The organism is Paenibacillus massiliensis 2301065 = DSM 16942 (assembly GCF_000377505.1).
GTDB lineage: Bacteria > Bacillota > Bacilli > Paenibacillales > Paenibacillaceae > Paenibacillus > Paenibacillus massiliensis.
Window position 1 is genome coordinate 64795 of the sequence record NZ_KB898187.1, and the last position, 20512, is coordinate 85306.

22 protein-coding genes are annotated in these 20512 nt (G+C 45.2%); 21 read left to right on the forward strand and 1 reads right to left on the reverse strand.

Annotated elements, in window-relative coordinates; translation table 11 throughout:
• Positions 1–23 precede the first annotated feature (23 nt).
• The 11 genes from D328_RS0106875 to D328_RS0106935 all read left to right on the forward strand — a co-directional run bounded on the left by D328_RS0106875 (position 24) and on the right by D328_RS0106935 (position 10851).
• Positions 24–3971, forward strand: coding sequence for a DNRLRE domain-containing protein (locus tag D328_RS0106875; RefSeq protein ID WP_018884238.1), 3948 nt, complete (start codon positions 24–26; stop codon positions 3969–3971).
• A gap of 268 nt (positions 3972–4239) precedes the next feature.
• The gene (locus D328_RS0106880) at positions 4240–4587 is read left to right on the forward strand and encodes a hypothetical protein (protein WP_018884239.1); all 348 of its coding nucleotides are present in this window, start codon (positions 4240–4242) and stop codon (positions 4585–4587) included.
• A gap of 56 nt (positions 4588–4643) precedes the next feature.
• Positions 4644–5666, forward strand: a complete 1023-nt coding sequence (locus tag D328_RS30615) for a peptidoglycan recognition protein family protein (RefSeq protein WP_169445787.1) — start codon at positions 4644–4646, stop codon at positions 5664–5666.
• 1 nt (position 5667) lies between these two features.
• Entirely contained in the window at positions 5668–5982 is a 315-nt protein-coding gene (locus D328_RS0106890; protein WP_018884241.1) for a hypothetical protein, read from the forward strand.
• A gap of 342 nt (positions 5983–6324) precedes the next feature.
• Positions 6325–6855 (forward strand): RNA polymerase sigma factor, encoded by a 531-nt coding sequence (locus tag D328_RS0106895; RefSeq protein WP_018884242.1) that lies wholly within the window; start codon positions 6325–6327, stop codon positions 6853–6855.
• A gap of 317 nt (positions 6856–7172) precedes the next feature.
• Positions 7173–8288, forward strand: coding sequence for a hypothetical protein (locus tag D328_RS0106900; protein WP_026281043.1), 1116 nt, complete (start codon positions 7173–7175; stop codon positions 8286–8288).
• 314 nt (positions 8289–8602) lie between these two features.
• Positions 8603–8947, forward strand: a complete 345-nt coding sequence (locus tag D328_RS0106910; protein ID WP_018884245.1) for a hypothetical protein — start codon at positions 8603–8605, stop codon at positions 8945–8947.
• Complete coding sequence (locus D328_RS0106915) at positions 8934–9227, forward strand: hypothetical protein (RefSeq protein ID WP_018884246.1); 294 nt, start codon at positions 8934–8936, stop codon at positions 9225–9227. The genes D328_RS0106910 and D328_RS0106915 overlap by 14 nt, the downstream gene beginning before the upstream one ends.
• Positions 9228–9402: 175 nt before the next feature.
• Positions 9403–9663, forward strand: a complete 261-nt coding sequence (locus D328_RS0106920; RefSeq protein WP_018884247.1) for a hypothetical protein — start codon at positions 9403–9405, stop codon at positions 9661–9663.
• A 4-nt stretch (positions 9664–9667) separates the two neighbouring features.
• A complete protein-coding gene (locus D328_RS0106925; protein ID WP_018884248.1) occupies positions 9668–10243 on the forward strand; it encodes a hypothetical protein in 576 nt (191 codons plus the stop codon).
• 365 nt (positions 10244–10608) lie between these two features.
• Entirely contained in the window at positions 10609–10851 is a 243-nt protein-coding gene (locus D328_RS0106935) for a hypothetical protein (protein WP_018884250.1), read from the forward strand.
• Here D328_RS0106935 and D328_RS0106940 read toward each other — a convergent pair.
• Entirely contained in the window at positions 10845–11084 is a 240-nt protein-coding gene (locus D328_RS0106940; RefSeq protein WP_018884251.1) for a hypothetical protein, read from the reverse strand. The genes D328_RS0106935 and D328_RS0106940 overlap by 7 nt on opposite strands.
• Before the next feature lie 154 nt (positions 11085–11238).
• Between D328_RS0106940 and D328_RS0106945 the strand changes: the two genes are divergently transcribed.
• From D328_RS0106945 to glnA, 10 genes are all read left to right on the forward strand, one after another.
• Entirely contained in the window at positions 11239–12201 is a 963-nt protein-coding gene (locus D328_RS0106945; protein WP_018884252.1) for a sigma-70 family RNA polymerase sigma factor, read from the forward strand.
• 72 nt (positions 12202–12273) lie between these two features.
• Positions 12274–12540 carry a hypothetical protein gene (locus D328_RS0106950; RefSeq protein WP_018884253.1) on the forward strand — a complete coding sequence of 89 codons (267 nt, stop codon included), beginning with the start codon at positions 12274–12276 and terminating at the stop codon, positions 12538–12540.
• A gap of 32 nt (positions 12541–12572) precedes the next feature.
• Positions 12573–12842: a thioredoxin family protein gene (locus D328_RS28485; protein ID WP_018884254.1), complete on the forward strand. Its 270-nt coding sequence runs from the start codon at positions 12573–12575 to the stop codon at positions 12840–12842.
• A 252-nt stretch (positions 12843–13094) separates the two neighbouring features.
• Positions 13095–13652, forward strand: coding sequence for a DUF402 domain-containing protein (locus D328_RS0106960; RefSeq protein WP_018884255.1), 558 nt, complete (start codon positions 13095–13097; stop codon positions 13650–13652).
• The gene (locus D328_RS0106965) at positions 13649–14311 is read left to right on the forward strand and encodes a YdcF family protein (protein WP_018884256.1); all 663 of its coding nucleotides are present in this window, start codon (positions 13649–13651) and stop codon (positions 14309–14311) included. The genes D328_RS0106960 and D328_RS0106965 overlap by 4 nt, the downstream gene beginning before the upstream one ends.
• Before the next feature lie 149 nt (positions 14312–14460).
• Positions 14461–15429 (forward strand): AAA family ATPase, encoded by a 969-nt coding sequence (locus D328_RS0106970; RefSeq protein ID WP_018884257.1) that lies wholly within the window; start codon positions 14461–14463, stop codon positions 15427–15429.
• 291 nt (positions 15430–15720) lie between these two features.
• Positions 15721–17007 carry a GTPase HflX gene (hflX, locus tag D328_RS0106975; RefSeq protein ID WP_018884258.1) on the forward strand — a complete coding sequence of 429 codons (1287 nt, stop codon included), beginning with the start codon at positions 15721–15723 and terminating at the stop codon, positions 17005–17007.
• A 101-nt stretch (positions 17008–17108) separates the two neighbouring features.
• Positions 17109–18362, forward strand: a complete 1254-nt coding sequence (locus D328_RS0106980; protein WP_018884259.1) for a methionine gamma-lyase family protein — start codon at positions 17109–17111, stop codon at positions 18360–18362.
• A gap of 83 nt (positions 18363–18445) precedes the next feature.
• Positions 18446–18856: a MerR family transcriptional regulator gene (locus D328_RS0106985; protein ID WP_018884260.1), complete on the forward strand. Its 411-nt coding sequence runs from the start codon at positions 18446–18448 to the stop codon at positions 18854–18856.
• 49 nt (positions 18857–18905) lie between these two features.
• Complete coding sequence (gene glnA, locus D328_RS0106990; protein WP_018884261.1) at positions 18906–20234, forward strand: type I glutamate--ammonia ligase; 1329 nt, start codon at positions 18906–18908, stop codon at positions 20232–20234.
• The last annotated feature ends 278 nt before the right edge of the window (positions 20235–20512 follow it).

The following is a 20512-nucleotide window of genomic DNA, read 5'->3' on the forward strand; positions in this document are numbered from 1 at the left end:
CAATGGAATAGGGCGTGGTTACAATGACTATGAAAGGCCTAGTCCTTTCCCTTCACGCTTCACTTGCCGATAAAGGTCTATCGTGTGGCACTAACAATGCCAGAACCTCTCAATGGTACGATTTGAGCGGTAAAGGTAATCACGGAGTACTTGACGGTTTTTCATTTCAGCCTGAGAGTGGTTGGGTGGGAAACAACACCCAAGCTGACCCTTACGCACTGTACTTTGACGGATATAGTACCTATGTAGATTGCGGTGGTGCTTCCTCATTGAAGCCCTCCGCAAGCGTTACATTTGAAGCGTGGTTCCTATATGTTGGTGGTAATGTATTACTCTCAACAGGTGGGCAGTTAGCAAATAATCAAGGTTTCGCTGCTGTGTTCAATGAGTTCGGGCAGCTGGAACTTCATATTAAGACAGAAACTAAATCAGCGTTAGTCAACCTTGGCACTCTGCCCCGTCTACAATGGTATCACATCGCAGGCTCTTATGATGATACAACGGGGTATTTAAATGCCTATTTGAATGGTGCTCCAATGGGGCGCACGAAGGCTGTTGATTCAGAAAATGTGTTTCCAAGCAGAAATCTAATAATTGGTAGGCATCATATCGATCCATCCGGTTGGTTTCGTGGCGCTATACCTGCAATCAGGGTCTATAACCGTGCCTTATCAATGGATGAGGTGGGGGAGAACTACCTTAATGGATATTTGATTACCGATGACAAGAATCAGACCGCAGCTAGGATTACAGTGCCTGAGCGGTCTTCCATCCCAAGCTGGCTGAACGTTGCAATTGGTGGTAAGGTCACTGGTCACTACAATATCACTACTACTCGCGAATCTGAACTTGCGTCTTACATTGAAGTAAGGCGGCACAGCAGCTTTGAGGGTAGCATCACAATTAATCCAAACACTTATGTTAGAAGTAACTACAGAATTATTGTGGTGGGTGGGGACTCTCTTTCGGGTGCTATCAATGTAACTCAGGTCAATGATGTTAATAGTAGTGTTACAGTCAATCCACATACGAGGCTGACGGGGAAATACGGTATTGAAAGACTCTTCCTTGCTGACTTACCTTCATCCCTGAAGGTAAACCAATCAGGGATCCTACCTGCGAGCATCGGTATCCATCCTTATACCAAAGCAGTCGCAAAGTATGGGGTGGAGGGGTTACTTGTCAACTACCTTGAATCATCCATTACTGTCAAGGGCTTGGGTAACCTTGTAGGTAACATCAAAGTCAACTCAGTAGGGATAGCTATAGGGCGGTACAAGGTACAGACCATAGTCGTAAAAGACTTGGAGTCTGGTGTTGACATTAAAGCTGTAAGGCAGCTCATCTGCAATATAAAGGTAAACACAAACACATACGTTCGTGGTAAGTATGGTGTACTTACTGGCGGCATAAAGGACCTCAGCTCGTCCTTGACAATTGCAAGCACTTCGAATGTACCGAGTAGAATTTCGGTAGCAACAGAAACGATGGTACGTGCCAGGTATGGAGTGACAGCAGGCGGCGAATATAATCTGCACTCGTCACTAACAATCACGTCAACGTTCGATGTGGAATCTAAGATTGGTGTAGCACCTTACGCAATGGCGGCTGCCAAGTATAACATCACTGGATTGTATACGGGAGAGCTTGAATCAGGCTTAACAGTAAGGGAGACGGCTGACCTCAAGTCGATCATTAGGATTACTCCTTACACGTGGATGAGGGCTAAGTATAACGTTATCGAACCTCCTACTTACACAACGATTCTATATCCTAATAAGGACGCATTCGTTCGTGAGTCATTACCAAGAATGAACTTTGGTATAGAGGAACAGATGGTCGCGGGCTACACTTTACGGGGAAGGGAGAGGTTTAGAGGTTACGTTGGTTTCGACCTGCTATCAGCTTCTATCCCTAACGAGAATGCGACCATAGCCAAAGCAGTTCTGAAAGTCTACTTGGACGGGCAGTATGATACGACCAAACAGGTTCAGGTCATCGAACCTACGGCGAACTGGACGGAGTACGGAGTTACATGGCAAAACCAACCCTTCCCATTCGGTTACGACCAGCCTACCTCAGCGTATGATGGTATCATTGTGACTGAGAACGTGAGGGCAGATTCAGGCTACATGGAGTTTGATGTAACAGAGACTATTGCCAAGTGGCACACCAGAGCAAAGCAGAACTACGGCTTCATCCTCAAGGCGCTAGCTGAAGGGGAAGACCAACTGTACTCGTTCCTCACGAAAGAGCAGAAGGCTTTCCGACCTATGCTTGAGATTACCTACTACGACACGCGAATCCTCAGCTTCGGCAGAGCTTCCATTGAATCTGAGATTACGGTGCAGCAAAACCGCAACTCTGATCTGATATCAAGTCTATTCATTCGCTCTTTCCAAGGAAAAGTAGACTTTAAGGGGAGCATCTTTGTAGATAACCCGCGTGACTTGTTTTCTTACATTACTGCGAACAGGTACGCAATGGTATCTAAGATTGTGGTAAGTCGTAAAAAGGACAACAGCATTGAGGGCAGCATCAGCGTCAGTCGCAGGGGCAAGCCTTTCGATTTGGATAGTTCAATCGTAGCCAACAAACCAGAAGTTCCGTTTAGCATCTGCGTCAATTACAGAAATGACTTACAGTCCTTTATCGTGGTAAGGCGGAATGGTTTTCCGATTCCTGAAATCTCTGGGACAATGACAGTAAACCGGCCTGATACGGTAGGAACAATCGGAATTAAGGTTGATGAGAAGTTCGACCTGGAATCTTTGTTTGTGGTGTCTACTCCTTTTATCCCTGGTCACTTGGAGATTATCGAGAAGGTTAATCTGTCCGGTAACATTAAGGTTAGAACTATAGACAGCAGCAACCTGCCGGCAGTGGGCTACGTTAAATACCATGATAGCCTTGAAGGAAGCATGACCATTCATAAGTCCTGGATGGAAGGCTACATGGATATTTTCTACGCCAAGCATTTAGGTTCTTCTATTAGTGTAAGGGGATGGGAGGGGGCGTTTCTTGAATCGTCCTTGGTGGTCCCACCAAGCACTGACATGGAAAGTAACTTGTACGTACCGCCTAAGAAGGACATTCCTTCTCATATTCAAATCTTGTCGGGCTATCTAGCAAGCAGCATCACTATTCCGAATAACAAGATTTACGATAAGGTTTCTCTGATTGCCATTAGAAATAAGGGCACGTCAGACCTTGAGTCTTCATATGGCGTTCGCTCCGGTTGGTTGGGTTCGAGTATCGGTGTTCGGGTGGAGAGATGGAAAGACCTCACCTTCTCCATCGAAGTGCGTTCCGCAGGTAAGGATGAACTCAAAGGGGACGTTACGGTTCATGGGTGGGGAGAAAACGATCTGCCAAGTAATATCAGGAACCGCAAAACGATAGAAGACGACCTGCTGGTTATGATTAAGGCAAGGGTCGCTGATTACTCATGGCTTGATGGCTCTATCTCGATCAGAATGTGGGGTGAGTACAATAAGCCTTCTTCAATCGGTGTAAGGGGTTGGGATAGGCATGACCAGCGATCACACCTTGCAGTTCGTTGGAATGACTACTCCGAAATCAATGGTTCGATTATAGTCAACCAAGTGAGCGACCTACCAAGCACCCTCTCCGTGCGTGTCAGGATTGACAACGACGGTCTCGAAGGTTCGCTTGATGTTTGGTATAAGTCCGTGCTAGACGGCTCCATCAGTGTTTGGGAGAAGTCTTTACTGGAAAGTCTCATCAGCGTGTGGAGAAAGTCTACCGTCGATTCTAGCATCTCCGTAAGGCGCGCGGACATAAATGAAATCCCATCAAGCATTAACGTATGGGAAAAATCAGTATTAGTATGCCAAATTGCACTGCGTCACAAGTCGCAAATTCCTTGCTCAACTGATGTTAAGCAACACAGTAGCATTGAGTGTGGCATTGACGTTGTTGCGGAATATGGCTACTGCTTCATTATGTAATGGATTAAACCCCTACCATACTTGGTAGGGGTTATTTTTTAACTTTTGCAACTTATATTGATGAGGCAAGAGGGTGACGCTTCCTAGACAAGAGCTATGTTCAAGCTGTATGCAGCCTGTGTGCAGCAAAGCTCGCAAGAAAGGTAACCTATGATGTCTCCATAGATTTTCCATCTCACATCATCCTCTCCATTTAACATTATCCAACAACGTCACACGTGATGTGACTTGTTAACTGCATTATGACGTAGGAAAGGTCGGTGAAGCTATGGACGCAGGAGTAATCACTGCACTCGTGGGAGGGGTAGTATCCATCATTACGGGAGGCATTGGATATATCAGCGGCAAGAGCAAAGACAAGGTGGCAGACAGGGAACTGCTGTCCAAAGATGAACAAACCTTCCGCGCAGAGCTGCGCGAGGAATTGAAGATCAACAAAGAAGAGATTGCCAGACTCAGCCATGAGGTCATTATCTTACGGCAGGAAAATATGGAGCTAGTGGCAGAGAACAAGCTTTTAAATATCAAAGTGGAGCATCTGGTAGAGCAGCTTTCGAGATATTCAGTGGATGAGACTAGAAAGGATAGGGGGTGGGGGGATGAAGAATCCTCTTAACATGCTCTGGAGCGTGGAACACATCTTTAAGAAAAGGGGCTTAACGCATGTTCCAGATGAAATACATCATTGAGAAGGATTTTTTGACTTCCGGAACCAAAAGACGTCCAGGGATCAGGCTCAGCAAGGTACGTTTTATCGTAGCGCATGATACAGGAAATGATGGGAGCACTGCTTCAGGCAATGTGGGCTACTACGAGCGTTCAGCTCATGAGATCAGCGCATCTGCACATACCTTCATTGATGACAAGCGGATTATCGAGTGTATTCCCGCAACTTTACAGACACCGGAGAAAGCATGGCATGTCCGCTACAACGTGACAGGTGACAATATCAAATATGGTGTCGATGCGAACGACGCAGCAATTGGAGTGGAGCTGTGTTATTCCTACAAAAAAGGATCCATAAATAACAAAGAGTCATATAAACGCTATGTTTGGTATCTGGCGTATTTGTGTTACAAATATGGGCTAAATCCAATTAAGGATATTATTGGACATAACCAGCTTGATCCTTCTCGTAAGACAGATCCAAGGAATGCACTTCAGCACCTTGGTAAAACGTTGGAAAACCTGATTGCAGATGTTGCAGATGAGTACAAGTCTTGTTTAGGAACAGGAGTTCCTGAGTATAGCGTTGAGACACCTACGGAAACTACTCTTTCAAGTGGAAGTAAGGGGGAGGAGGTTATGAAGCTACAGGTCAAGTTAAACAAACTAGGCTATAAGCTTCTGGTTGATGGTGATTTTGGATTTCAGACCGAACAAGCCGTTCGAAGTTTCCAAATGGCTAGGGGGATCGCTGTAGACGGAATTGCAGGTAGGGCTACATTGTCCAGTATTGATGCCAAAGTAGCGACGCTAGCGAATGCTCTAATACAAGAACATAAAGAAATGGAGGAGGAAGAGTTGAAGCTATCTAAATGGCAAGCCGATACGTTGGTGTCAACACTTTCTGATTTGAAAAACACAGGCAAGTTCGAGAGCCAAGAGTGGATCGACAAAGCGAAGAGTGGAACGCTCACTGTGTCGGAATTAACATTCTTGAATACGATTATGATTCAGAAGGTAGGGAAGTAAAATGGAAGTAAGTACAGCAGAATCCATGATCTCGGCCATTGGACTATGGCTCTTGGTGGCAGGCCTGACAGAAGCGGTAACTGAGGTCCTCAAGAGTTTGTTTTCGGAAAGGCTACAGGGAAGGGCGACTTACGCTACTTCTATTCTTGCTGGTATTACACTAGCATTTGCCTTCGAATTGAATCCGTTCGGATTGACTGGACCAGCGGGTATTGTCTCAACAGTAGCTGCAGGTATTCTTTCTTCACGGGGTGCGAATTATCTGAATGGCCTGCTAAAGAAGCTGGGAATTGTTAAAAGCAAAAAAGCAGTATAGTTAATGAACAGTCCATCTAATTACAGAGGCTGATATTCCTGAAGGGCGATGTTTCTCTTCATGATCTCTTAAATCACTTAACTAAGGCCAGTCCAACCTTGTGAATTGGACTGGCCTTTTTATTTTCCAGAACTGCATTCGTTCAAAAATGTAATTTGTACCAATGCACAGATAACAGTAGTTTGTTGCGCTGCAGTAATATTTGGGTGTTTGACAATTTAGAAGTAAAAATGACAAAAAAACCTCGATAGAAAATTGCATCTTTTCTACAAGATGGAACGACTACCAATAGTATAAGGCTTAACGTTACATATTACCCATTTATTCGGAGGAATTTTCGATATGATACAACAAATTACTGTAGCAGATTTTGATGTAAGAATGATGACACCTATCTTTAAAACGCTACTTTATAAGGTAAACCGTGATGAGAGAGAAGATGTTAAAAGTATAGCTGTCTTGAAGGTACTGGAGGGAATCCAGAAGGGGGCTGTAAAAAAAGATCTCTTCTCTTATGCCTATTCCATTGTTAAATTCGTTGTGGTAGACCACATACGACGTAACAATCGTAAGATTAATAGAGCCTCTACACTTGTGAATTTCTGTGATGGAGCTGACGAAGAAGTAGGTGGTTCTGCAGATTATTTCTGTTATAAAGTGGAAGAGCCGGGGTATGAAGTATCCATTGTTCGTGCTGACTATGAAGCGAACATTCAAAAATTCTCTCCACAACAAAGAAAAATCGTAGAATACATGATCTACAAAGAGGAAGGAATGGACATACCTCCAGGCGGGGTAGCCATATCTCTTGGGTTAAATAAATGTCATGCATCGCGTGCAATGGCTAAAATGCAGAAGTTTTGTCATGCTTAAAATCACACTTAAATAAGTATATCACATTTGTTAAAAAAAGTATGTCATAATTTACGTCTTACTCATCATGAAAATATAAGCATGAAATATAAAGAGATTTCTTAACAACTTATCGCATTGTACCATGCTTTAGCAAAGTCCTCAATCCTTCTAGAGGACTACGACTATTGGTTCATTATTACCCAAGAACTATACTTTTGAAACCTACTTATTCTAACTTTTCATCATTGTGTAGATATTTCACAATTCCATAGTAATTAATGTTATAAGTCGTTAGCATTCATCACTTTGTACAGGCTGGCTAGGGGAGGAATTAGATGTTTGCAAGAAACGTGGTGGGTGGCCGATTTGATCCGCCATTTTACCCAACTAAGACAAGCCCCTGCTTTATAGGCAGGAAGATAACTATACCTGAAAAGGCAAACGTTGAGCGTAGGATTAAGGATACTTTTTATATGTCACATGATCTTGAGTTTTACGCTCTTTCTTTTAAATCAGACAGCTTGGACTTTCGTGATTATTGGCATCTGATGATCGACGGTGAAGTGATATGCAGTAAGCTGCACTGTATGAGCTATGAAGAGGGACTGTACTTGCAAGTAGCACACCCGGTGACCGCTGGTTCGGAGATTTACTTTGAATACAACACAGCGGATGGAAAAGCTAGAGAGGTCGAGCTATTGTTTCACTTTCTTACAGAGCCGAATATCACTCTCCAACTCACAGGAACAACTGATTTGGGACATTATCCAGATCCGCCAGCAGAACCTGTAGATAGTACCGTGCCCTATCCCACACCCGGGGATATTCAACTTCCAGTAGTGTGGAGTCCCTTTAATAAGGTGGCTGACGCCGAGGAATGGGCGAAAAATCTGGGGGTCAACTGTGATTTTGGTACAAATGTCAAAGCAGCCAATTATGTAACGGAGGCATTAGCACTGCTGCTCAATTCGTGCGGCGGGTTCGCTGGCATGATTAAGAAGCATCCACTAAACATCAACATTAAGAACGGTAACGGCGCCAATGGTTATTTTAACCCACCTACAGAAGAGGTTGTTGTAAGTAAAAGCTACAATTTTGAGCATGCAAGTGAGATTACGCAGATGGAATATGACTCCGGGCAGAAATCATCACCGAACAGACTGCGGACGATTATACACGAGATAGGCCATTGGTTGCATTACAACCATGTAGGGGCAAGTTTGTTTTATAAATACTCATCCCTTGATCCGGATGCTTATGGAGACCAGACAATTCTTAAACCTTCGGAGACAAATTATATTGCTAACAACCTAGGTCAGTATGCTACGAAATGGTTTCCAATTGAGCTGATACCTGAAGTTTTCACAGCAAAAATCACGGGTGTTCCAATTGATCCGAAGATCTGGGAATGGTATGAGCAGTATGGTGGTTACAAATGTGAAGGCTGGTAATTCATACGGATTTTTGTACAGACAGCATGTATACAGGAAATTGGAAATCTACAAATAGGCGGGATTAGATGGATATCACTTTGCCATGTACCTTTTGCAAGTATTTGAACAGAAGTGAGCTAGGAACTATGACATGTATAGCGTTCCCTAATGGCATTCCGAAGGACATTCAGGAGCTAAAGGTAATTCACAATTCCCCATACCCTGGCGATAACGGAATCAGGTACGAGAAACTAAGCGAGAAAAATGATTATTTCAAATATTTTAATGGGGAATTACGAAGTTAAGGCACGTGAAAAAGAAAGGGGGATTCTATGCTCGGTTACATGAATAAATGTCCAAATTGCGGCGAGGATTCAAGCTTTGTGCCCGAGTCTATGGAATGTGATAATGCATTGGTTGTATGGTGTCGGCACTGCGGAAATTTCATTAACCTGACTTTGACTATGGAGACGATTCGCCGCTGGTGGGTGCGGGTCGATGATGGAGAGGAGTCTATTGCACCTCCGATCTCAAGGGAGAGCATGGAAGAGCTCCTTGATCTGCAGGAGCGCCTTAATGAGATGAATAGTGGCATCCTGGAGAAGATCGAAATTCATATTAAGGATTTCGCTGATTACCGTTATACGGAGGATGATGAGGGCAATGGAGACAGCTAAATTCAGGGTGGACGGCAAATTTTACTTTGATAACGGAGAGTGCACTACCGTTTCCTGGTGGCTGCAAGACAAGGGAGAGCATGATCAGGTCGAGACCGTTACGAGAATTATGAATCGCGCCATTTCAAAGATGATTGAATCAGGTGTTCCATTCAAAGTGGTAGCTACATCAGGAAAAGGTGTTGTTATCGATTTGCGAAAAGTGTCCTTCTGTATCGTCGAGATCATTGACCTCAGGTCAGACTCGGCTTCTGAACGCATTAGCAATTGTTCGCCATGACTGGATCAACCCTTCGGGGTCTTTTTTTGATCAGCACCTTTTTGAGGAGATAAAGCGACTATAAAAGCAAGAATGAATAACAGTGAGGAAACATATCAGGCAGATGGCTGACGCTGAGCATGTAGCTGTTTCATAAGTATCAACATTACAGAAGCTATTGGGGGATTAATGGACAATGAGCTTTTCTGACTTTGCAGATGTTTCCTGCAGAACACAAATGGAAGGTGAACTAGATTTCCTAAGAGGTCAGGTTGAGGCACTGAAGGCCATGCTAGGGTATCTGACTGAAAAGTATGGAGATGGAAAAATTATTGTGCCTTCTGATTACGCTCTGCAAATAGCAGGGCATCATTTCGAGCTTAGCCCTATTGAGGCTGAGGGATACTGTTTGGAAGTATCAAGGGATTACACAAGTCTCACACAAATGGAGGAGTAAACACGTGCTTAATGGAAACTACGGTGCAGCTTTCGGAAATGAAGGTGAAGAATTTGGGGATGTTTTCTGTTTCTCGAATGCAGGTGGCAATGACATCTTGTCGGGAATAAACCAGGAGCTATCGGATCTCAATACTGCGCAGAAATTGCTTGAGCTTCTGGAGCTAGCTGAGCAAATTAGGCAACTAGGTGGAATTCAGCGCATTCTAGAAGAAAACGAAGCCCTTCGTAACGAGAATGATGTGTTACGGGCTCAATTGGATGGTGTCAGCGAGGGATATCACACTACCTCGGGTTACTGTCCGTATCCCCAGTTTCCACAAGACTTCTATCACTTCACAGGAGATGAGGCGGGGAGACTTTCCGACGGGGAGATTCAAGGGCTTATATATGAAGCACAAACGTTAGAGCTGGCAGCAGGCTTGGATACTTATGTGTCAGCTGGAAATGTGGTCGTATACGTAGGGAGACATAACGGTGAACGTGTGACGATGGTTGCTAAGGACTTCTATGAACTCATTGAAAATGAAGAGGATAAGTCTGTCACAAGAGACATCTATTCATATAAGTTTAATATTTAGTTTTTTTAGGTGGGGTCTATCAATCTGAGGCAAGCTCTACCAATCTAAATTGAATGGAGGAAGTATATGGCATCTTCGAGTTATACCTATACCCTCGGCGTAGTAGCTGAGGAAGTTAAACGAATTCAATCTACTATACAGAGGATCGAGCAAGCGATGCACCATGCTTCACCTGCCACCGTCGATGCTCTTCGACGGGACAAGGAGCAACTCCAGAATGTATTGAGCTTTATTATGTCAAACGAGATCTTCTCAGATGTAAGTATCCCGAATCTGCTTGAATCTTACAAGACTTGTGTTCAGGAATGTATCGGTTCTTCGTATCACGATAAAAAAGGATACATAGGATGGAGGAAAGATATTAAATGAAGTTTACCTTCGGAGATGTGTACACATCCTTACAGACCTTGGAGCAGGCTGTACGACAGATGGGGATCGATACCGATAACACCTTTCATGATGAAAGCAAGGGAATCATAACAGATGAGCTTTGGGCACTCAAAGAATCCTATATGAAGCTGTACAATACGGATATTTCGATGGAGATCAATCTTGATGCGATTCGGCGGCAGTTAGATTCCTGTATGCCTAATATTGACGTTTATTGAATAGTTTTAAAATACCAGCAGAGCAGCGATTCTCTTGATTGTAGAATCGCTGCTCTTCGTTTTTGGCCAGTATCAGCTTGCTGCATTAGATGATGGGCAAACGAAAGCCTGCCTCCAGCGACATTTTTTTGATACCAAGAAGCAGAAATCATCGGATGGGCTTGTTGTTTCTCAATGGCCAATTGCACTGCCGATTCCGTCTCTCGCTGCATGGTAAAGAGGTTCCATTTCATCAGCACCTTTTTTTGGGCATAGACCGACTATTTCAGGGAGAAAGACACTAGACGGTTTGAACCAAAGGAGATGGGCTGAATGAGAAACTACATAATAGATGCTGCCTTGCAAAAAGCCTGCGGCTTTCCAGAAAGAAAGTTCGGGGTGAAGTAATTGCCAAGTCCCGAATACCAGCTTCTAAAACAGTTCGGTGTACCAGATCTGCATAACGCGGAGTTGATAAAGGCGTGCAAGCATGATCGGACATTGTTGGGCGAATTTCTGATTGCTAACCGTGATTTCATTTTCTCCATTCTTATTCATTTCAAAGGAAATATTGAGGAACTGTGTAAGAAGTTCAATATTACAGAAGAGGAGCTCTTCCAGCACGCATGTATCGGAATTATAACTGCACTTCACAATTTTGATTTTGATAAAGGAATCAAGTTCAGCACTTATGTGTACAGACCGATTCTCTGGGAGGTCAATCAATTCCTATATAACGACTCGAAGCAAGTAAAGCTAAGTCGTGGAGCCATCGATCTAATCAAAAGAATGATTGAACTTGAAGATGGTTTGGGCTATCGTCCAAGTGAGGAAGAGATGGCTAATCTACTTCATATTACACTCGATCGGTACAGAGAGATTGCGGTGTTCAGCGATGAGATTGAGCATTATGATGCTATCGAAGACTTTGACATAGCGGACAGATCTGAGCGGAATTTGGAGGAGTCTGTGACGACGCGTCTGTATGTACAAAGTCTTTTGGAGGACGAGATGTTTACGGATTTTGAAGTAGAGGTTATGAGGCTTATTGTGAAATTCCCTGATAATAACCACTCACAGATTGCCGAGAGGCTTGGGGTGTACCCGATGACGATCAACCGGACTCTTGCCCGCATTAGATCTAAGATTGAAGCCAGGGAGGGTGAGAGTGGGACCGTAGAAAAAGAGATCCCATCCAAGTATTCAGTCGAAATCGGCATCATTGCTCAAGAGAAGCGTGAGCGTCGCGAGATACTGGGGATCGAGGATATTGCGGATCTACTGGATGTATGCGGCTACGACAAAACCTCTTATACCCGTAGAAATCTATATTATATTCGGCAAAAAGCAATGCAAAAAGTGGACATGTGAAATGCAGCACGACGAAAATCATTCGGTTTAAATGTATCCACAAAAACGAACTTACGAAGGAGCAAAAAAAGTATGCCTGATATTATTATTTCAGCAAAGTACGCCGTCGGTGATAAGGCCGTCATCGCTATAGAAACAAGCAATCGAATGTTATATTACATTGCCAAAGTGGTTGCCATTAAAAATGTAATGCCAGATGTTGATGCCAACGGAACGGATATCATTACGTACACGGTTGAACTATACACACCAAACCCTGTGAATAAAGTGCAAATGGATGTAACGGAGACAGAGCTGCAGGATGTATCTATATTTACTACAGCGTTTGCTTCATTCTAAAAAAGGGTGTCGAAGGATCTGTTCTGCTGGAGGTGAGCAACCTGCGTATTGACTTTTATTACAGCTTATCTTGTGGTCATTGCCGTCGCTTCTCCAAAACAGTGGAGAAAATTGAGCAGGAACGTTCATATATAACAGTCTCTAGGATTGAGTACAAGCCCGAAGAGCATTCTGAAATAAAGTATATCCCAACAATCATTGTAAGCTATTCAGGCAAGGAATTAGGCCGTTTCAGCAGCGCACTAGCGAAGAAAGACATCGACAACTGGTTGGATCAATTGGTAGAGTACATTAAAGCATGAAGATATGAGACCAACACAGCAGGCATTAGTTGGATTGATGAATTTCAGTCACAAATCCTGTGCTGCACTCAATGGTATTATTGTTATTGCAACTGCCCACATCCGCTACTCCTTATTGAATTCGATTTCTTTGGGGAAGGCTGTTAGATACTTGTTATCTGGCGGCCTTCTTTGTTGTACGAAGCATCTGCTTTGAGAGTCATGTTTAAATATGGTAAGCTTGAGGTACCAATGTTGGAGAGGAACGTCTATATGAAGCGTAAATTTGGAGACCGAGCGAATTGGCGCCGCATTACGAATCGCAAATTCACCTGTCGGTATATTCAGTGTGAAGCGTTCACCGGGTACGTGACTCTATACACAATGCTGAACTTGAAGGAGCCATTATGGAAGACGTATGGCAGTCATACGTTCTGTATTGCAGACAAAGGCTATTCTTGGCTGCAATATTATCCTAAAGATGAGCATTATGTAGTAACGGCGATGTTCGATGATAAGCAACAGATTGTTGAATGGTATATTGATACCTGCCGCGGTCAAGGAGTCACGGATCAGGGGGTTCCCTGGTTTGATGATCTGTACCTGGATGTGGTTGTCCTGAGCAATGGCGAGATTTTTTTGGTAGACGAAGATGAACTGGAGGAGGCCCTTGAGAAGGGACATATCTCTGCAGAAGATGCTGCTCTTGCGGAGCGCACCGCTGCCGACCTGCTCAAGGCCATTGATGCACATGTCTTTCCTTATTTCAAGATGTCGCTTCAGCATCGTGCGGAGTGGTTTCACAATGGAGAGTTCAGGAGGAGGCAATGAAGAACTTATTGCGCAAGCACAGCTCCTCCATAGTTAACGTAAGTGAACCATCCCCTACGAGGCCGCGCACCAAGCGCTGGCGTATTATTTTTGTGATCATTCTCCTTGGCGGTGCATTGTGGGCCAGCAGCTTCATCTGGAGAATGAACACGGCTGAGAGCACAGCAAATCTTGTGACTGCGGATGTAGGGATCGTGCTGGGAGCGTCAATGTGGGGAGATGCTCCCAGCCCTGGTCTGAAGGAACGGCTAGAAGAGGCCAGGCTGCTATATGAGAGTGGACAGGTTCCAAGGCTGATTGTAAGTGGTGGTCTGGATGATCCGTCATTTCGCTATACAGAAGCAGAAGGGATGCAACGATATTTGATCCAGCATGGCATTCCTGAGGAGCATATCTTACTTGAAAATGATGCGACCAGTACGTATGAGAATTTACTGCTGAGTCAGCAGATTATGAAAGACCATGGCTATAGGACGGCCATTATCGTCACGCATACTTACCACGGTCCCAGAGCCATGGAGATTGCGCGTGCCCTTGATTATAAGAATCCACAATTATCTCTTACCGATACGGAGGTTCTTTCTCCGATCGTGCATCAGGGACGAGAGGTGCTGGCTTATGCGAAATGGACCCTTCAGCGCATGTTGCTAGCTGTCTGAACTTATGTTTTCTTGGATCATAGGTGGTGCGAGCCTGAATCGGCTGCGCCCTGCCTCATGTCATGAACAAAACTGCTAATATGGACATGCACCACTGAATACATTGATTAAAGGGACGGTACCCGATCAAATGTCGAGGTGATGGATGCATGAACGGACGGGGAATGGCAGCAGGTAAACAAGCTGCGGAACGGCCTTCCAGGCAGATCAATGTCGTAATACGCAGCCAGGAGCCTCAGAATTCTATAGAAGCTGCTGCTGCAGCGCTACCTGCCAAGGAATTGCCACAGCATGCTCTGTATCAGGAGATCCGCAAAGAGCTGGATCAGCTCGTTGGTCTGGATAACATCAAAGAACTGGTGTTTGAAATTTATGCTTTCTTGCAAATTGCGCATATGCGTGCAGACGCAGGACTGCTGAGCGATGCACACGTCTATCATATGATATTCAAAGGTAACCCAGGCACGGGAAAGACGACGGTGGCCCGGATCGTTGCCAAGATGATGCAGCGGCTTGGTGTATTATCCAAGGGGCATCTGATTGAAGCGGAGCGTGCGGACCTGGTTGGGGAATATATCGGGCATACAGCTCAGAAGACCCGTGATTTAGTGAAAAAAGCCATGGGCGGCATATTGTTTGTGGATGAAGCCTATAGCTTGGCGCGGGGCGGAGAAAAGGATTTTGGCAAGGAAGCCATTGACACCTTGGTAAAAGCGATGGAGGATCAGAAAAATCAGTTTATTCTGATCCTGGCAGGCTACTCCGGGGAGATGGATTTCTTTCTGCATACGAATCCCGGATTACCTTCACGTTTTCCCATTCAAATGGAATTCCCAGATTATACAGTGGACCAGTTGATTCAAATCTGTGAGCTGATGGCCAAGGATCGGGATTATATTTTGCTCCCCCAAAGCATACTAAAAATGAAGCAGCATTTAATGTCTGCAAAGCAGGAAAGTCTCCACGCGTTCAGTAATGCGCGCTATGTTCGCAATGTCATTGAACGTTCTATTCGTCATCAAGCGGTTCGATTATTGAATCAGTATGCTAGCGGTCAGCCCGGCAAGCTGGAATTGATGACGCTACGTCCGGAGGATTTGAAAATATCCAACGATTAGGCGATAATGAGGGTTTAGGCACAAGCGTTCTATAAATACAGTAATGATCGGGCGTATGAGTAATAAGGAAGCAGTTAATAATCTCTTAGTAATAGCTTGCTGTAACTGTGTAGTATCATCAAACAGAGTAATATGACCGATGAATAGGATGTATGAGGGTCAGAAATGGGTCAAGCGTGCCCAAATAACAATCATATCTCTAAAGCCTGAGCCGACCTGGATAAGGTCGGTTTCTGCTCGGATATTGAAATTGAAACGAACATTGCAGCAAGAGGAGCTGAACAAGCATAGATGAGTAACCAAACTTTTGATACACAAACAGATATTAAGGATCGTGCAGTCCTGGTCAGCCTGATCACGGATGAAGTGAAGCGTACCGGCGTCGATCCCCAATATTCTCTGGATGAGCTGGTGAAGCTGGCAGAGACGGCGGGGGTAGAAGTATTAAGTGTAATGAGCCAAAACCGGGAGACAAGGGATACAAAATGGTTCATCGGTAAAGGGAAAGTGGAGGAGCTGCGGGCCATTGCGGATACACTTGGTGCGACTACGGCCATCTTTGATCAGGAGCTGTCCGGTGCCCAGGTGCGAAATCTGGAGGAAAGTCTGGACCTGAAGATCATTGATCGTACGCAACTCATTTTGGATATATTCGCGCAGCGGGCCAACACGCGTGAAGGGATCATACAGGTTGAGCTTGCCCAGCTCTCCTACCTGCTACCGCGTTTGTCGGGACAAGGTAAAAACCTCTCCAGACTTGGAGGGGGAATTGGAACACGGGGGCCTGGTGAAAGCAAGCTGGAGACAGACCGACGTCATATTCGTGACCGGATCGGGGAGTTAAAGCGTCAATTGGAAGAGGTTACACGGCATCGCCGGCTGCATCGAGAGAGAAGGCAAAAAAGCGGAGTCATTCAGGTGGCACTGGTGGGGTACACAAATGCAGGGAAATCAACATTACTCAAGCAGCTGACTGCTGCGGATGTATATATTGAGAATCAGCTTTTTGCTACGCTTGATCCGACTTCTCGAAATATGGAACTGCCAAGTGGAAAAGAAATTGTACTGACGGACACCGTTGGATTCATTCAGAACCTTCCACATGACTTGGTGGCCGCATTTCGGGCGACGCTAGAAGAGGTTAATGAGGCGAATCTGATTCTCCATGTGGTGGATGCTTCGTCTGACATGAGAGATGATCAGATGAAGGTGGTACAGAACATCCTGCAGGATCTGGGTGCAGCAGACAAACCGCAGCTGGTGTTGTTCAACAAGAAGGATGCTTGCTCACCTGAGCAGCTGGAAATGCTTCCGGCAGGTCCTGAATACGTGAAGCTAAGTGCTTTTGATGAAGCGGATTTGTTGAAGGTTCGGGAGATGATTCAGGAGCATCTTACTGGGGATACCATTGTGTACAAAATTCCAGCGGAGCGAGGAGATCTGACGTCGGTCATCTATCGCGTTGGGGATGTCATTCGGACGGAATATGAAGAGAATGATGTGATATATGAGGTTCGATTGCAGAAAAGCGAGTATGAAAAATACGGCTATGCTTTGCGAGAATTTACAATGGCATAACATGAAATGAAAGTTATTTACAATATAGACTGTCAAGAAAATGACATGACGAGGTATACTATTCGTCAGCTTGAGGGACAAAAAGGGGATTGAGGTTAAGGATGGTTCATTTTTCACCAGAGATTGAACAGGTTAAGGAACGGGTAGAGGAGAAGATTCAGGGGAGATTACGGGAGATTGACAGCATTGTGGACCTGAATCAGTGGAAGGTCATTGAGGCGTTCCAACGGCATCAGGTGAGTGATTTTCATTTTGCTAATTCGACGGGTTATGCGTATAACGATCGTGGGCGAGAGGTGCTCGACCTGGTGTATGCGGATGTATTCGGGGCAGAAGCTGCCCTAGTTAGACCGCACTTTGCATCTGGCACGCATACAATTGCAACAGCGTTGTTCGGTGTGCTCCGTCCTGGCGATGAGCTTCTGTACATTACGGGGCGTCCATATGACACTTTACACAAGGTTATTGGTCACGAGAATGACGGAACGGGCTCACTTGCAGACTTCGGAATTCGTTATCGGGAAGTGGCTCTTCAGGCAGATGGCGAGATTGACTGGTCAGCCGTACAGCAGGCGATCAGCCCGGCAACAAAGGTCATCGGTATTCAGCGTTCACGGGGCTATGACTGGCGGGCGTCCTTCACAGTGGCTCAGATTGCTGAGATGATTCAGCAGGTGAAGGAAATGAAACCAGACGTTGTAGTCTTCGTAGATAACTGTTATGGAGAATTTACGGAGAAGCAAGAGCCTACGGATGTTGGTGCCGATCTGATGGCGGGCTCGTTAATTAAAAATCCGGGGGGCGGAATAGCAGAGACCGGAGGCTACATATGTGGTAAAAAGGAATATGTGGAGCTGGCGGCTTATCGTTTGACTGCACCAGGGATTGGTTCAGAGGTTGGGGCTATGCTGGGGACCACGAGACATATTTATCAGGGTTTGTTTTTGGCGCCTACCTTAGTCGGGCAAGCTGTAAAGGGAAGTGTTTTCGCAGCAGCTGTGTTCGAGGAAGTGGGCTTCGAATCCAAACCAGGCTGGCAGGAGCAAAGGACTGACCTCATCCAAGCTGTTTCTTTCACAGGTGCTGAGCATCTCATTGCATTCGTACAGGGGATACAACGTGCTGCAGCTGTGGATAGTCATGTGGTGCCGGAGCCTTGGGACATGCCTGGCTATGAGCATCCTGTCATTATGGCGGCAGGGACCTTTATTCAGGGAGGTAGCCTGGAACTATCCGCGGATGCGCCGATTAGAGCGCCTTATATCGGTTATATGCAAGGAGGACTTACCTATTCCCACGTCAAATTTGGTGTTCTAATGGCACTGCAAACGATGAAGGATCGCAATTTACTGTGAGTTTACCTAACATATCATTGACATTTTACATCAGATAAATGTACAATGAGGTGAAGAAAAGATCACTGGAAGGTTGATGAACGATGGGTGACGAAATTCGCAGAAATATGGCCTTATTTCCAATCGGAATCGTTATGAAGCTGACAGATCTGTCAGCGAGGCAGATTCGTTATTATGAACAGCACAGTCTGATTGTTCCGGCACGTACGTCCGGTAATCAGCGCCTTTTCTCATTCAATGATGTAGAGCGCTTGCTTGAAATCAAAGCACTGATTGAGAAAGGGGTTAATATCGCAGGCATTAAGCAGGTAATGAACCCTGTCTCCAAAGAATCTGAGGAAGCAACGGTAATTACGGCTGATACTGAGGTCAAGCGTCGGGAGCTGTCAGATACGCAGCTGCACCGTTTGCTGAAGCAGCAGCTCGTTGCAGGGAAGAGACCAGGTCAGGTCTCCATGATTCAGGGTGAGCTGTCCAGGTTTTTTAATAAATAATTAGCTATTATACTCCATTACATGATAAGAGAGAAAAGGAGAGGTTACATTGAGTTACAGCAAAGAAGACATTCTCCGTATTGCCAAGGAAGAAAACGTTCGTTTTATTCGTCTGCAGTTCACGGATTTGCTTGGTACCATTAAGAATGTAGAGATTCCTCTGAGTCAGCTTGAGAAGGCACTGGATAACAAAATGATGTTTGATGGTTCTTCGATTGAAGGCTATGTCCGCATTGAGGAATCTGATATGTATCTGTATCCAGATCTAGATACATGGGTGATTTTCCCTTGGGTTACGCAAAACCGCGTGGCGCGTCTAATCTGTGATATTTATATGCCAAATGGTGAGCCGTTCGCTGGAGATCCACGTGGGATCTTGAAGAAAGTGTTGAAGGAAGCCGAAGAAATGGGCTACTCTTCCATGAATGTTGGACCTGAGCCTGAGTTCTTCCTGTTCAAGACAGATGAGAAGGGCAATCCAACAGAAGAATTGAATGACCAGGGTGGATACTTCGATCTGGCTCCGACGGATCTGGGCGAGAATTGCCGTCGCGAGATCGTTCTGACACTGGAAGAGATGGGCTTCGAGATTGAGGCTTCCCACCACGAAGTGGCACCAGGCCAGCATGAAATCGATTTTAAATATGCAGACGCTATCAAGGCTGCGGATCAGATCCAGACGTTCAAACTGGTCGTGAAGACTATCGCGAGACAGCATGGCCTGCACGCTACATTTATGCCTAAGCCATTGTTTGGCATGAACGGCTCAGGAATGCACTGTCACCAATCCTTGTTCCAAGGCGACACTAATGTATTCTATGATGAAAGCGATACGCTTGGCTTGAGCCAGACAGCACGCTATTATATGGCAGGAGTGTTGAAGCACGCTCGTGCGATGGCGGCAATTACGAATCCTACTGTGAACTCGTACAAGCGTCTTGTACCAGGCTATGAAGCTCCTTCCTATGTGGCATGGTCTGCTAGCAACCGTAGCCCGATGATTCGAATTCCGGCATCTCGCGGTTTGAGCACTCGGATTGAGGTTCGTAACCCAGATCCGGCTGCTAACCCTTATCTGGCACTGGCTGTAATGCTGAGAGCAGGTCTGGATGGCATTAAGCGTCAATTGACATTGCCAGCTCCGATTGACCGTAACATTTACGTCATGACAGAGGAAGAACTGGTGGAGGAAGGCATTGCAAGCCTGCCTGCAGATCTGAAGGAAGCGCTCGGCGAGCTACTGCGTAGTGAAGTAATTGCAAGTGCGCTGGGAGATCACGCGCTCGCATATTTCTATGAGCTTAAGGAAATTGAATGGGACATGTATAGAACTCAAGTCCACCAATGGGAACGCGATCAATATCTGTCCTTGTACTAAGATGACAACCCTTGGGGCCATAAGGCTCCAAGGGTTTTTTGCTTTGTTGAAGGGGGCGAAATACCCCTACTGTCGAAGTAGATCATAACATAGAATTACTACTGCTAAGATGTCTACTGCTAAGATATCTACTGCTAAGAAATACTTCTCCTCACATTTGTTGAAATTTGTTATGGTATTTTGATTCTAATTCAAATTGAGTATGGGGAGCCCGAATCTATAAATGCTGAAGCTTTTGGACAAAGCAGGCGACGAGGTGCCGTTGCTATATCCTGCTG

Excerpts from the sequence above, each read along its gene's own strand:
- D328_RS0106875 (WP_018884238.1), top strand. The coding sequence starts at position 24 with ATGACTATGAAAGGCCTAGTCCTTTCCCTTCACGCTTCACTTGCCGAT.
- D328_RS0106880 (WP_018884239.1), top strand. The coding sequence starts at position 4,240 with ATGGACGCAGGAGTAATCACTGCACTCGTGGGAGGGGTAGTATCCATC.
- D328_RS30615 (WP_169445787.1), top strand. The coding sequence starts at position 4,644 with ATGAAATACATCATTGAGAAGGATTTTTTGACTTCCGGAACCAAAAGA.
- D328_RS0106890 (WP_018884241.1), top strand. The coding sequence starts at position 5,668 with ATGGAAGTAAGTACAGCAGAATCCATGATCTCGGCCATTGGACTATGG.
- D328_RS0106895 (WP_018884242.1), top strand. The coding sequence starts at position 6,325 with ATGATACAACAAATTACTGTAGCAGATTTTGATGTAAGAATGATGACA.
- D328_RS0106900 (WP_026281043.1), top strand. The coding sequence starts at position 7,173 with ATGTTTGCAAGAAACGTGGTGGGTGGCCGATTTGATCCGCCATTTTAC.
- D328_RS0106910 (WP_018884245.1), top strand. The coding sequence starts at position 8,603 with ATGCTCGGTTACATGAATAAATGTCCAAATTGCGGCGAGGATTCAAGC.
- D328_RS0106915 (WP_018884246.1), top strand. The coding sequence starts at position 8,934 with ATGGAGACAGCTAAATTCAGGGTGGACGGCAAATTTTACTTTGATAAC.
- D328_RS0106920 (WP_018884247.1), top strand. The coding sequence starts at position 9,403 with ATGAGCTTTTCTGACTTTGCAGATGTTTCCTGCAGAACACAAATGGAA.
- D328_RS0106935 (WP_018884250.1), top strand. The coding sequence starts at position 10,609 with ATGAAGTTTACCTTCGGAGATGTGTACACATCCTTACAGACCTTGGAG.
- D328_RS0106940 (WP_018884251.1), bottom strand. The coding sequence starts at position 11,084 with ATGAAATGGAACCTCTTTACCATGCAGCGAGAGACGGAATCGGCAGTG.
- D328_RS0106950 (WP_018884253.1), top strand. The coding sequence starts at position 12,274 with ATGCCTGATATTATTATTTCAGCAAAGTACGCCGTCGGTGATAAGGCC.
- D328_RS0106960 (WP_018884255.1), top strand. The coding sequence starts at position 13,095 with ATGAAGCGTAAATTTGGAGACCGAGCGAATTGGCGCCGCATTACGAAT.
- D328_RS0106965 (WP_018884256.1), top strand. The coding sequence starts at position 13,649 with ATGAAGAACTTATTGCGCAAGCACAGCTCCTCCATAGTTAACGTAAGT.
- D328_RS0106970 (WP_018884257.1), top strand. The coding sequence starts at position 14,461 with ATGAACGGACGGGGAATGGCAGCAGGTAAACAAGCTGCGGAACGGCCT.
- hflX (WP_018884258.1), top strand. The coding sequence starts at position 15,721 with ATGAGTAACCAAACTTTTGATACACAAACAGATATTAAGGATCGTGCA.
- D328_RS0106980 (WP_018884259.1), top strand. The coding sequence starts at position 17,109 with ATGGTTCATTTTTCACCAGAGATTGAACAGGTTAAGGAACGGGTAGAG.
- D328_RS0106985 (WP_018884260.1), top strand. The coding sequence starts at position 18,446 with ATGGGTGACGAAATTCGCAGAAATATGGCCTTATTTCCAATCGGAATC.